We start from the raw sequence: 13637 nt of genomic DNA on the forward strand, positions 1-13637 counted from the left end.
GCTGAAATGTTATGATACGTATAGAATGTAAGAGAAAGTAGTGAAGAACATGAATTTTAGACCTTGTATTGATTTACACGATGGGAAAGTGAAGCAAATTGTCGGGAGTACTCTCGGCTATGACAATAAAGAAGTGGTTGAAAATTTTACATCTGACCAGGATACCTCGTATTACGCTTCATTATTTCTGCAAAATAAACTGACTGGCGGACATGTGATTATGCTTGGTCCCGGTAATGAGGAAGCGGCGATTTCTGCATTGAAAGCTTACCCGAACGGTCTGCAAATAGGCGGCGGAATCACTGCCGACAATGCACAGAAATATATCGATGCAGGCGCTTCACATGTCATTGTGACTTCCTATATTTTTCATGACGGGCAGCTTGATATGGACCGGCTGCAGCAACTAGTAAAAAACATCGGCAAAGAAAAACTTGTCCTTGATCTAAGCTGCCGAAAACGTGATGGGAAATGGTATGTCGTAACAGATAAATGGACAAAATTCAGCGACTTCGAAGTGAATGCGGAATCAATTAAGGAAATTGAAGCCTATTGTGACGAACTGCTCATACATGCAGTCGATGTGGAAGGAAAGCGCAGTGGCATGCAGGAGGATTTAGTTCGTGATTTGGCGGAATGGACAACAATTCCTACAACGTATGCAGGCGGTGTACGTTCAATTGAGGACCTGAAAAAATTCGAATCACTTTCAGACGGTAAATTACATGTCACTATTGGCAGTGCCCTTTCCATCTTCGGTGGTGACCTGGACTTCCAAACAGTGGTGAATTACTGCGAAGGTATTGAATAGCTAGTCTTTTAGTTACTTGGACAGTTGGAATATAGAACCTCAATACTTACTGTAGCTAGCAACATCAAAAACCCATTTTTCATTCAGCGAAAAATGGGTTTTTAATTTTATTATGCTCTTACATATTAAACATAAGACGTTTTGCAATCATCTGGAACTCTTCCGGACCGATTCCCGGTGCAAACTCTTCCGGCAATTCATCAAGATCCGGCATTTTTGCACCTTTTGGCATCCCCTCTTCTACGATGAGCGGTGCATTCGTTGTCGGATGAGGCCCTTTCCAGATTTTATTTATATCCTGATAATCCCCTACGTAATTCCACGTAAATAATACATTTCCATAACCACGCTCTTCATATTTTCTCGCGTGGTCAAATACATGGTTATCAAGGCTAGGTATCGGAAGCATCCGCGTTACATCAACGCCCGTTGCCATTTCAAGTGCTTTAGCATAGGCAACAACATGCGTTCCGCCGCGCACTAGTAAATAGCCGATCATTTCTCGGGCTGTCGGATGGTCCGTCATTTCATACACACGCATTTTATGTGTTCGCGCCCCACATTCCAAGAAGAAATTATGCAGCAAATCGAGTACCAAATTCCCGCTGGAAAAAACATATTCCCCATTCCACGGTTTTCCCATCGAATCGACAGGTAAAGCGGTCTGTGCAGAAGCGATAAAACTCTGCGTATTGCGCATGTTTTTCGCATTCATCATCGGTCCCAGATTCGGGTTTCCGGAAAACGTCGTATCTTTGCCGAGTAAATTGATTGTCGTCGCTACGAGTTCCACATGTCCAAATTCTTCGGCAGTAATACTCGCAACTAAATCATAAAAAGGCTTTAGTTTCTTTTTTCCGCGGAAATTGAATGACTGATACATATAGTTATTCAAAGTCGACATTTCGCCAAACTTTCCGCCTAATAATTCCTGTACCGCACTTGCAGCATTTGCGTCTCCATATTCCACCTGTGGTAAATCAATAAGTAATCGATTGACGCGTTGAAACAATAAAGCACCCCCTAATTGTCATAGTAAGCTTATGACGATTAGAGGGTGCGTAGACCACATTCATTTCATTTTTTTAAAAATGGCATAATCCAAACAATTTTGTCGATACGGATATAGAACGGTGTCTGGCATACATCAAGCACAATATAGTCCGGACAGATCGCGGCCAATATTCCTTGCTGAACACGATTCCCCTCTTGCTGGACAGCAACCATCTGTCCTAAATAGTTTTGGATCGCTTCAAGCCAATACGCGTTTGGATATGTGTTCATTTGAACCAAAAAATCACTCCTTTGTATGCATACTGTACAATATGCGAAAAAGGAGTGATGCGTTCATCGATTATTTGCCTTTAGACTCTATTGTGATTGTTACAGGACCATCATTAATCAGCGCAACATCCATCATTGCCCCGAATACACCTGTTTCAACATGCAGCCCATTTACCTTCAGTTGTTCATTGAAAGCTTCCCATAACGGTTTTGCCTGTTCCGGTCTTGCTGCTTCCACAAAACTAGGCCGCTTCCCTTTACGTGTATCCGCATAAAGCGTAAATTGTGAAATTGATAAAATATCCCCGCCTGCATCAATAATGGAACGATTCATCTTGCCGTCCTCATCTTCCCAAATACGCAAGTCGGTAATTTTTTTCGCTACATATTTAATATCTTCTTCTGTATCACTATGTGTAATGCCGACAAGCAGCACATAGCCTTTTTGAATCGCACCTGTTACTTGTCCATCGACTGTAACAGAAGCCTGTTTTGAACGTTGTAATATTACGCGCATCTTTTCCCCTACTATCTATTAATTAATTACACGCTGAACGGAGTATATATCCGGAAGCTGTTTAATTTTTTCGACAACACGATGCAATCCTGAAATATTCGTGATGGCTATCGTCAAATGAATCGTGGCAATTTTTTCACGATCTGCACGACCTGTAACCGCCAAAATATTAGTTTTCGCTTCACTGACCGCGTGCATGACGTCATTTAAAATACCTGGACGGTCATATGCCGAGATTTCGATATCCACTGGGTAATCTTTGCGGATTTGTGTACCGTCATTTTCCCATTCCACTTCAATAAGACGCTCCAAATTTCCGTCTTCCTGGATGTTCGGACAATCTGCACGGTGTACAGAAACACCACGTCCCTTTGTAATGAAGCCGACAATATCATCACCCGGTACCGGTGTACAGCAGCGTGATAGACGAATTAGTAGATTATCGATCCCTTTTACAATAACGCCTGATTCCGTACGCTTTTTCGGTGTCGGATTGTTCATGCTTTTAACGATTTTTTCGAGTGCTTCTTCCTGCTCACGCTCTTTGCGCATTTTTTCGGCAAGACGATTGACGATTTGCTGTGCTGTAATTCCGCCGACGCCGACAGCCGCATATAGATCATCTTCATGAGTATAGTTGTATTTTTCAATCACACGCTTTATATTTTCAGTTGTTAAGACTTCCTTCATATCAAACTCTTGAGCTTTAATTTCCTTTTCAACGAGTTCTTTTCCTTTAACAACACTTTCTTCACGCACATGCTTTTTGAAAAATTGCTTGATTTTATTTTTTGCCTGCGAACTTTGGGCAATCTTTATCCAGTCACGGCTCGGGCCGAATGATTGTTTCGATGTTAGTACTTCAACGATATCCCCTGTTTTTAATGGTGTATCAAGCGGTACCATTTTTCCGTTAACTTTTGCACCAATTGTTTTGTTCCCGACTTCCGAGTGTACGCGGTAAGCAAAATCGATCGGGACAGAGCCCGATGGAAGCTCAATGACGTCACCTTTAGGCGAGAATACATAGACCATGTCCGAAAACAAATCGAATTTCAACGATTCCATAAACTCCGCAGCATTCGACGATTCATTTTGGAACTCAAGAATTTCACGGAACCAAGTCAGTTTCTGGTCAATTGTTTCGGCATTTTGTTCTACCGTTTTACCTTCTTTATAGGCCCAGTGTGCCGCGATACCGAACTCTGCGATTTTGTGCATGTCCTTCGTACGGATCTGCACCTCAAGCGGATCCCCATATGGTCCGATAACAGTTGTATGTAGGGATTGGTACAGGTTTTGCTTCGGCATCGCAATATAGTCTTTAAAGCGTCCCGGCATCGGCTTCCATAAAGTATGGATAATCCCGATTACCGCGTAGCAATCTTTAATACTATCTACTAAAATACGCACTGCCAGTAAATCGTAAATTTCATTAAACTGCTTTTTTTGAAGCACCATTTTCCGGTAAATACTATATAAATGTTTCGGGCGGCCAAAAATATCCGCTTCAATCTCTACTTCTTTCAGCTGGGAATTGATCTCGTCCATTACGTTATCCAAATAAGCTTCACGTTCATCACGCTTTTTCTTCATCAAGCTGACGATCCGGTAATACTGCTGCGGATTTAAATAGCGTAATGCCGTATCCTCCAGCTCCCATTTCACTTTTGAAATCCCTAATCTGTGCGCTAACGGAGCGAAGATTTCAAGTGTTTCCTGAGAAATACGACGTTGTTTTTCAGCCGGTAAATGCTTTAAAGTCCGCATATTATGCAGACGGTCTGCCAGCTTAATTAAAATTACTCGGATATCCTGAGCCATTGCGACGAACATTTTCCGGTGGTTTTCGGCCTGCTGCTCTTCTTTTGACATATATTTAATTTTACCGAGCTTCGTTACCCCATCAACAAGCTTGGCTACTTCTTCACTAAATTCATTTACTAGATCTTCGCGTGTCACTTCCGTGTCTTCCACGACATCATGCAAAAACCCTGCGGCTACCGTTTCAGGGTCCATTTGCAGCTCAGCCAAAATACCCGCTACCTGTACCGGGTGTATTATATATGGTTCTCCGGAGCTGCGGAACTGCTCTTTATGTGCTTCTTTCGCTACCTCATATGCTTTAACAACAAAGGTAACATGTTCATCGTTCATATAAGATTTGACGAGCTCGAAAACATCTTCGGGCGCCAATATTTGTTCTTTCGCCATTATGAGTCCACCTGTTCTTTCTATTTTCGCTTTAAGTATAAGTTCAATTGTATAAAAAATGCCTACTAAATGTAAAGGCACGCGGGCATTTAGTTTTGCAGAAAGTCGAAATTTGTAGAATTATTGAACAGCTTATACAAGATAATTCATTGAAAAAAAACTATCCCGCAAAGTTTATACGGGATAGTTCAGGGATTAATATTGTATTAATGTTTTAATTGGAATATTGTTGATTTTGTTGCGGCCATTTAATTCTGTAAGCTCGATAATGAATGCTGCACCCACTACTTCGCCGCCTAATTGTTCGATTAAGCGAACAGTTGCTTCTACTGTACCGCCTGTTGCAAGCAAGTCATCACAGATTAAAACTTTCTGACCTGGTTTAACTGCATCTTTGTGCATTGTTAAAGTATCTGTACCATATTCTAATCCATAATCTGCAGAAATGACTTCACGTGGAAGCTTTCCCGGTTTACGAACTGGAGCGAAACCGATTTCCAATGCATAGGCTACTGGACATCCAATAATAAATCCGCGTGCTTCAGGACCTACGATAATTTCAGCGCCAACTTCTTTTGCATATTTTACAATTTCATCAGTCGCATATTTATATGCCGGACCATTGTCCATGATCGTTGTAATATCTTTAAAGCTGATGCCCTCTTTCGGCCAATTTTCAACTGTTGTTACGTACTGTTTTAAATCCATTCTTCCTATGTCCTCCTCAAGAACTCAATCGTTCATTAAACCATTGCTTCAGTTCACTGTATGTTGCATATAACAGTTTCTGCTCAAGTTCAATTTGTTGTGAACGCAATTTATATGACGGTGCTTCGGATAATGCTGTTTTCGGTGCATTTTCGTTTACGGTCGTCAAACCATTCTCTATTGTAACAAATCCTAGCTCAAAAAACACTTTTGTCATAAATTTAATTACTTCTATATTTAGTCCGATATGTTCGGATAATTGTCGAATATGTTGTTTCAGGTTAAAATCCGGACGTTTTTTCAGGAATCCGTAATACCATTTAAAATGTTCCCTTGTCGGCATGCCATTGAAATACGCGGATTGATCGGTATATAAATGTGCATAGATTCGTTCAATTGGAACTTCTTTTAGTAGTATTTCCAATGTGGCTACATTTTCCGGCAAATCCAGTAAAACGATATTTTTATGCAATTTTTCAGCTTCAGTTCCAACAGTGAAATGTACTATTTCTTTCGGTATCTCCTGTTCAAAATGCAGCTTTGTCTGTTCGGAAAACGCAATAAAATCGGTTTTTTCCACATTAATTTTTGCTAGCCAGTTTGCCGTCTTGCTTTTTCCGCGGTAATCATACAGCTGCCATTCATTAACCCGGACATCCTGAATCATAAACTGCGGTTTTTTATTGCCCTGCCATTCATTGACCTGCAAATCGCCTACTACCGACAACGCAACACCATACGAAATTTCATCGTGTAAAAAACCTTTATTGAACCCTATTGCATCAAGAGAACGGTACGGATCTTCCAGTTCCATTTTAAGGTGATTTTCGCCTGAACCGATTTTGCGCATCGATTTTACCTTTACTTCCTGGATGCCAAAGACCGGCTTCGGAAACTCTGTGCCAAATGGAGCCAACTGTCGCAGCTCTTCAATCGCATCAACGGTAATTTCACTTAGCTCAATCGGCACATCAATCTGCATCTTCTGTACGAGCTGTTCTTCAGTTAAACAAAGTCTAGCTTGTTCATTTAAACGTGTACGCAATGAATCGACATGTTCAATCGGCAATGTCATCCCGGCTGCCATCGGATGTCCACCGAAATGCGGTAAAATATCCCGGTTTTTCGCCAACTCATTATACAGATGGAACCCTTCAATACTTCTCGCGGATCCTTTTGCGATCGCTTTTTCCGGATTAAGTGATAGAACAATTGTCGGTCGGTAATACTTTTCGACTAATCGCGATGCAACAATTCCGACAACACCCGGATTCCAGCCTTCACCTGCTACGACTAATACGAGGGAATCTTTTAAGGTAACGTCATTTTCAATCATTGCCATTGCTTCATTGGTAATGTCTTCTACTATTTTTTTTCGTTCTGTATTTTTATCATTTAGTTGGGTTGCCAATGCATTTGCCTGTTGCGGATCTTCACTCATTAAAAAATGCACTCCAGGCTCGGCACTTCCTAAACGGCCGATTGCATTAAGACGAGGGCCAAAATAAAAACCGACAGTTTCTTCATTGATATCTCTTTGGTTTGCCCCTGAAGCATCACAAAGAGCCTTAACCCAAGGATTCGGAGACTGTTTCAATGCCTGCAAACCCCGCTGAACTAAATAACGGTTTTCGCCAACGAGCGGTACTAAATCGGCGATAGTTCCCACTGCCACATATTCAAACAAATGGTCCGGCAACTCACCGTATAATGCATGCGCCAATTTGAAAGCAACACCTACTCCGGCAAGCTCACCAAACGGGTAATGGCCTTCGGGCACACGTGGGTGAATAATCACATTGGCATCAGGCAATACATCCCCCGCCTCATGGTGATCGGTAATAATGACATCCATTCCAAGCTCTCTTGCAACTTTTACTTGTTCGATTCCACTTATCCCATTATCGACCGTAATAATTAATTTTACGCCATCTTCATATGCTTTTTTGAAAAGTTCTTCATTCGGTCCATATCCATGAATAAACCGATCCGGAATAACAAAGCTGACATCAGCACCCAAATCTAGTAAAGCATTAAGCAGCACAGTTGTACTTGTAATACCATCGGCGTCATAATCACCGTATACGAGAATCTTTTCGCCATTATCCAATGCCTGCTCAATACGCATCACTGCATCTTCCATCCCAGCCATTAGAAATGGATCATGATATTGGGTTTCATCAATTTTCAGTAACGGCTTTGCCTGTTCTACCGAAGTGCAGCCACGGGCAATTAAGATTTTTGCTGCGATCGTTGATATATTCAGTTGTTCACTAAATTGTTTTACAAGTTGCTCATCTTGCTGTGTTATTGTCCATAATTTTTGTGACTGTATCATATCTATTCACTTCCTCACGCAGTTCATTATAACGGAAATCTATCTTGTTTCCCAAAGTTTCTTCTGATATTAATAGAAAAGTTGATATGTAATTTCAGGAAGACAGTTTGAAAAAATGAGATAGTATGCAGTTCTTAACTGAAAATAAAAAAGCAATTTGAAACGTATTCCTGCTTCAAAATTGCTTCAGTTAGTCATCTTCTGTTTTCACTATTTTTTCGGCATTTCGCTATCATCCGGCATTTCTTCTGTCACAAATGCGGAAGCACCTAGTTCGTGGAGTTCATTTTTTAAACGGACAATCTCTGTATCCTTTTCGTTAATCAATACATGTGCTGCATCCAGTTCTTTCTGAATCGCTTTCGTTTGCCTTTTTCCCCCGTACATACGGAATGCTGAAAAGCAAAAGCTGATGATAAATCCGATGAGTACCGATCCTAAAATGATTAATATTAATGGCCAGCGCGCTTCACCAAAGACATAATTCACCTGCACGCTATCCACATTTACTGTGGCAAAAATGGCAATGATAATAGCAAAAATGAGTCCTACTGCAAATGTCCATTGAATTTTCATATTCGTCTCCTCTCATACATAATATAAGAAATTTATTCCTTTTTTTGAATAAGGGTAAACAAAAACCGCGTAATTTGCAAAATGCAATTACGCGGTTCATATGTTTTAAACTTGTGGCTCGTCTGAACCCCATTGTTTTTTCTCTTTTTTCACAACAGATGTACCTTTTTTGTCCATTTCACGGCATTTTAGTGAATACCAAACTTGTGCCGCAATACAGATAGAAGAGTAAATCCCTGTAATTAATCCGATTAATAGAGCGATTGAGAAGTTTTGAATAGAAGGAGCACCTAAGAAAATCAATGCTATAACTACTACAATAACCGTCAATACTGTATTAACAGAACGTCCCATTGTCTGACGAAGCGATTTGTTGACGATCGTAGCCAACTCTTCTTTCGATGTAATTTTTTCTTGACGGTCAATATTTTCACGAATACGGTCAAACGTAACAATTGTATCGTTTATCGAGTACCCGACAATCGTTAACACCGCAGCGATAAATGTAATATCTACCTCTAAACGCAACATACTGAAAATCACAATGATAAAGAATACGTCATGCAGTAATGAAACAATTGCACCTAGACCCATACGCCATTCGAAGCGAATCGCTACGTAAATAATAATGCCTAGTGCTGCCAATGCCAATGCATAGATTGCATTTTTAGCCAGTTCTTTTCCGACTGTAGCTGATACAGTACTCAAACTTGGCTCATGACCGTATGTTTCTTTTACTTGCGCAGAAAAATCAAGTACTTCTTGTTGGGAGAAGTCATCTTTATAACGCATTACAGCAATATTATGATCGTCGCCTGAAATTACGACATCATCATTTGCAAAACCGATTTCAACAAGATAATTTTCCACTTCTTCTTGCACTAGCTCCGTATCGGATTTAATTTCCACCCGTGTACCTTGTGAAAAATCGATTCCAAGGTTCAGTTTGAATACACCCAGTACAATAATCCCTGCAACTAAAATAAAAGTCGATATTGCATAGAATTTTTTACGGTTTCCAACAAAATCCAATTTATCGAATTTCGTTGTTAAGTCTAATGAAGTGATTCCTTCATCAAGTGAATGCTGTTTCGACTTGCTGATCCCGAACCATGCCGGATTATTGAAGTAGCCACTGTTTACAAGTAATCCTTGCAATAAGCGAGAACCCCATACAGCCGTTACAAATGATAGTAAAATCGAAATGATTAACGTCGTAGCAAAACCTTTAACAGAACTTGTACCATAGTAGAATAATACGACAGCAGCAAGCAAAGTTGTCAGCTGTGCATCGATAATTGCTGATAAAGATTGCTTAGAACCTAATTTGAATGCATCTTTTACAGTATGGCCAACACGTAATTCTTCGCGAATACGCTCAGCAGTTAAAATGTTCGCATCAACGGCCATCCCGATCCCTAAAACAATCGCCGCAATACCTGGTAATGTTAATACAGCATTAATACCATTAAAGACGATTAATACTAAATATGTGAATACCGATAATGTAATGATTGAGATAAAGCCCGGTAAACGGTAGTAGATCAGCATGAACAGGAAGATTAGCAGTACGCCGACTACCCCTGCAAATACTGTATCATTCAATGCATCTTTACCGAATTGTGCTCCAACCGATGTTGAATAGATTTCCGTTAACTTAACAGGTAAAGAACCTGCATTTAATACAGATGCAAAGTTTTTCGTTTCTTCTACTGTGAAGTTACCCGAAATCATAACATCTGTTGTATTTAAAACTTGTGTTACAGAAGCAGCTGACTGGAATTTCTGTTCTGCAGGTGGCTTTTCTTTTTCTTTAGCGTATGAATCTACGCCTTCTTCAAAATCCAACCAAACAACTAATAAGTTATTCGGTGCACCCATGCTCATAACTTTTTGCGTCACTTCCGCAAATTTAGCCGCGTCTTTCAATGTTAAAGTTACGATTGGCTGGTTCTGTTGGTCAAATGACGCTGCTGCGCCACCTTCCTTTAAATCTGTACCATCCAATAAAATATTGTCATTTACGTCACGGAAAGTTAAATTCGCTGTACTCGATAATAGCTCACGAGCAGAGTCCTGATCCGCCAAGCCGGCAAGCTGGACACGAATTCGGTCTTCCCCTTCTATTTGAATGCTTGGCTCACTAACACCGAATGCATTTATACGATTGTTTAATGCCGTCGTTGTATCCGCCAGTACACTCTGGGTAATCGCTTGTCCATCAACAAGTGATTCCACTTCATAAAGTACTTCAAATCCACCTTGAAGGTCCAATCCAAGTTTTACATCGTTTAAAACCTTCTCTACCGTTGTGCCCATTCCTGTAAATAGCAATGCTACGACAAGAACGAACGTAATGATACGGTTTGCTAATTTCATTAAAAAATCCTCCTCAATATCACACTAAAAGCGGTGTGATGTAAAACGTAAAAATTACCTTCCACAAACTATGTATTCATTTCAATAATTTTCTGAATTACTTTTCAAAAATAACAATCCGATAGTTTGAAAAGCACAACACTCTCATTATGAAACAGCTAGTGGAAACTGTCAAATTATTACTAGATAATTTATTATAGAATTCTTATTTTTCCCTATTCCTTAAGCGGTTGAAATAAACTTTGGAGCTCTTCATTAGAAAGTTTTAAGTTCAATTCATTACGCTTAAAATCCCTTATTTGCATATAGCTCAGCACTTCCGAAGCCGTTGCACCGAAAATGCCTGCTGTCAGCTCATGCAACCGCATATTTTGCACATCTTTTTTGCGCCACGCCTTATCGATGCAATATTTCCATAAATCCTGTTCTGTTATCGAATCATATCCATAGTAATGAAATTCCTCGATTTTGTTCGTCAATATAAGCTGGACCTTTTCGTAAAGGCCGAAAAATGGAATTTGCATGTCGATCACTCCTGAACTTAGGTTTTAACTGCGATTACTACTGCATACTTTATTGTATATGAATGAAATTAAATTGAGAAGGGAGAATGTAGAAGTTATTTGGGCTCATTTCTAAAAGGAACATTATTTTTAATGTTTGTCATATTTATTTCAAAATGTCTTGGGTTTTTGTACCGAATGCAGTTTATGCGTATTGCCGGGGAGGAAGCGGTCGGACTCTATATGACGGCTTATCCCACATTTATATTTTTCATTTCGCTTATTCAATTAGGTATTCCGATTGCGATCTCGAAGCTGATTGCAGAATACCATGCGAAACGAAAAACAGAACATGTTACATCCGTAATGAAAACAGCAATCAAAATTTCGGCCATTTCCATTATTTTATTTAGTCCATTCATTTATTTTGCAATTCCTTATATTGCAAAAGTGCTTTTACATAATGAAAACCTTATTTTCACACTTTATATTAGCCTTTTCACAATTCCAATCGTAATCTTTTCAAGCTTAATAAAAGCATATTTGCAAGGTTTAGCAAAAATTGCCCCTACTGCATGGGCACAACTTCTTGAGCAACTTGTACGGATTGGCCTCATTGTCGTCTTATTGCCTTATTTCATTTCGGAATCGCCTGCAATGACTGCCGCAGCCGCTATGGGAATAACAGCAATTGGTGAGATTTTCTCGTTACTGTTTTTGGCGATTTTTTATAAACGCTCGAGTAAAATGTTCAAAAAGGGGTCGACAGGCACTTCCTTTACAAAACCGATTTTTAACATTGCATTGCCTTCAGCCGGCAGTAAGTTGTTCGGGACCTTTACATGGTTTTTGGAACCGATCATTTTCTTAAAAGCACTGACGGTTTCAGGTTTGGCTGCAGGAGCCGCTACTACATTGTACGGAATTATTTCCGGGGTGCATATACCATTACTGCTGTTCCCGGCTTTCATACCTGCTGCATTGGCAATCGTACTGATTCCTGCAGTAAGTAGCGCACTGGCGAGCAATAATTACACATTGCTGAATAAACGGATCACCCATTCATTACGGTTATCTTCATTAATCGGCTGTATGGCCGCTACTGTGTTTTTCATACACGGCGATGAGTTGACAATGGTGCTGTTTCACCTTGAGGAAAATCGTGGGTATATGAAAATATTGGCACCTATTTTTTATTTTTACTATATTCAGAGTCCGCTTCACTCCATTTTACAAGCTTTGGATGAAGCCCAGGCTGCCATGATGAATTCTATTTATGGTGGTATAGGAAAACTGTTTTTACTGTTCTTCCTTGCCTCACAACCAGCCATTCAGGAAAAAGGCGCGATTATTGCAATCGGCTTTGGTGTTCTTATCACATCCTTTTTACACATCGCTTCAATTAAACAGCAAAAGAAAATCAATGTCGGTTTCAGATTTTTCGTTCTGCCATACGGAATTTTTATCCTCACGTCGTTTGTACAGCCGATCATTGCTGCCGGAATGCCGCTTATGATCAGCGTTGCAATTACAATCGGGTTTGTCTTGCTGTTACTTTTCATTACAAAACAAATTCGTTTCAATGATTTCCAGTATCTACGTTCCATTTTTTCGCGCTCGTAATTGGACAAACCACTTTCCGTCTTCATAGCTGCAGTAAAAAATATCCCGTATATTCGGATAGCCATTAACCAGTAATTCGCGAACGAGCCATTCTTCATCCTTACCAATAATTCTCAAGTGTCTTTTGTCAACATAGCCATCCATAATGAGGGGCAATATAAACCCGCCAGAATTTTTTTGATAAATCGATAGCTTTCCGGATTGTTCCAAAAAAGCGTAGGCAACATCCTGAACAGAACAAACTCCTTGTTCACGTAATTGCTGGAGTAGGTCATCAAGATTGTAGCGTTGCTTTTTCATTTCTACTTCACATATGAATCCATCGCGGATAACAAGAGAGGGATCGCCTTCAATAAAGTCACGTAATTTTTTATTTTTTAATATAAGCCATGAGTTTAAGTATTGAATTAAAAACAATAAAATAATAGGCAAAACGGCTTTAAAGAACTGCCGGTCATAGTCGTCCAAAGCAATTGCAGCTATTTCACCCATCAACACGAATATCGCCAAATCCACAATACTGAGTTCACCAACTTCACGTTTGCCCATCAGACGGAAAACAATGAGTAAAATAATATACAAAACAATTGTTCGAAATATAATTAATGTATAATCTTCCAATTGATTCACCTCTCATACAATAGCTTGTTCTAAATTGCATGAAAGATACAAAAAAGCTTGCGG

At 39.8% G+C, this 13637-nt stretch carries 12 protein-coding genes; 2 read left to right on the forward strand and 10 right to left on the reverse strand.

Annotation, left to right across the window (positions count from 1 at the left end; genetic code table 11):
* Positions 1 to 49 precede the first annotated feature (49 nt).
* The gene (gene hisA, locus MKY27_RS11170) at positions 50 to 811 is read left to right on the forward strand and encodes a phosphoribosylformimino-5-aminoimidazole carboxamide ribotide isomerase (protein WP_339195104.1); all 762 of its coding nucleotides are present in this window, start codon (positions 50 to 52) and stop codon (positions 809 to 811) included.
* Between the two features lie 118 nt (positions 812 to 929).
* Here hisA and MKY27_RS11175 read toward each other — a convergent pair whose 3' ends face one another.
* From MKY27_RS11175 to MKY27_RS11215, 9 genes are all read right to left on the reverse strand, one after another.
* Complete coding sequence (locus MKY27_RS11175) at positions 930 to 1823, reverse strand: manganese catalase family protein (protein ID WP_339195107.1); 894 nt, start codon at positions 1821 to 1823, stop codon at positions 930 to 932.
* Between the two features lie 65 nt (positions 1824 to 1888).
* A complete protein-coding gene (locus MKY27_RS11180; RefSeq protein ID WP_251689991.1) occupies positions 1889 to 2095 on the reverse strand; it encodes a YuzF family protein in 207 nt (68 codons plus the stop codon).
* Positions 2096 to 2165: 70 nt separating this feature from the next.
* The gene (dtd, locus tag MKY27_RS11185; RefSeq protein ID WP_339195109.1) at positions 2166 to 2612 is read right to left on the reverse strand and encodes a D-aminoacyl-tRNA deacylase; all 447 of its coding nucleotides are present in this window, start codon (positions 2610 to 2612) and stop codon (positions 2166 to 2168) included.
* An 18-nt stretch (positions 2613 to 2630) separates the two neighbouring features.
* A complete protein-coding gene (locus tag MKY27_RS11190; RefSeq protein ID WP_339172145.1) occupies positions 2631 to 4826 on the reverse strand; it encodes a bifunctional (p)ppGpp synthetase/guanosine-3',5'-bis(diphosphate) 3'-pyrophosphohydrolase in 2196 nt (731 codons plus the stop codon).
* A gap of 195 nt (positions 4827 to 5021) precedes the next feature.
* Positions 5022 to 5534: an adenine phosphoribosyltransferase gene (locus tag MKY27_RS11195; protein ID WP_008407673.1), complete on the reverse strand. Its 513-nt coding sequence runs from the start codon at positions 5532 to 5534 to the stop codon at positions 5022 to 5024.
* 16 nt (positions 5535 to 5550) lie between these two features.
* The gene (recJ, locus tag MKY27_RS11200; RefSeq protein ID WP_339195112.1) at positions 5551 to 7872 is read right to left on the reverse strand and encodes a single-stranded-DNA-specific exonuclease RecJ; all 2322 of its coding nucleotides are present in this window, start codon (positions 7870 to 7872) and stop codon (positions 5551 to 5553) included.
* 210 nt (positions 7873 to 8082) lie between these two features.
* Positions 8083 to 8448 carry a LapA family protein gene (locus MKY27_RS11205; protein WP_339195113.1) on the reverse strand — a complete coding sequence of 122 codons (366 nt, stop codon included), beginning with the start codon at positions 8446 to 8448 and terminating at the stop codon, positions 8083 to 8085.
* 105 nt (positions 8449 to 8553) lie between these two features.
* Positions 8554 to 10827 (reverse strand): protein translocase subunit SecDF, encoded by a 2274-nt coding sequence (secDF, locus tag MKY27_RS11210; RefSeq protein ID WP_339195116.1) that lies wholly within the window; start codon positions 10825 to 10827, stop codon positions 8554 to 8556.
* A 215-nt stretch (positions 10828 to 11042) separates the two neighbouring features.
* The gene (locus tag MKY27_RS11215; RefSeq protein WP_339195118.1) at positions 11043 to 11351 is read right to left on the reverse strand and encodes a post-transcriptional regulator; all 309 of its coding nucleotides are present in this window, start codon (positions 11349 to 11351) and stop codon (positions 11043 to 11045) included.
* A gap of 132 nt (positions 11352 to 11483) precedes the next feature.
* Here MKY27_RS11215 and MKY27_RS11220 point away from each other — a divergent pair, with 132 nt between their 5' ends.
* On the forward strand, positions 11484 to 12953 hold the full coding sequence (locus MKY27_RS11220; RefSeq protein WP_339195119.1) for a polysaccharide biosynthesis protein: 1470 nt from the start codon (positions 11484 to 11486) through the stop codon (positions 12951 to 12953).
* On the opposite strand, the gene MKY27_RS11225 is transcribed toward MKY27_RS11220, so the two are convergent.
* Positions 12927 to 13574: a DUF421 domain-containing protein gene (locus MKY27_RS11225; RefSeq protein ID WP_339172156.1), complete on the reverse strand. Its 648-nt coding sequence runs from the start codon at positions 13572 to 13574 to the stop codon at positions 12927 to 12929. The two genes, MKY27_RS11220 and MKY27_RS11225, sit on opposite strands and share 27 nt — an antisense overlap.
* Between the last annotated feature and the right edge of the window lie 63 nt (positions 13575 to 13637).

The organism is Solibacillus sp. FSL R5-0449 (assembly GCF_037975215.1).
Classification (GTDB): domain Bacteria; phylum Bacillota; class Bacilli; order Bacillales_A; family Planococcaceae; genus Solibacillus.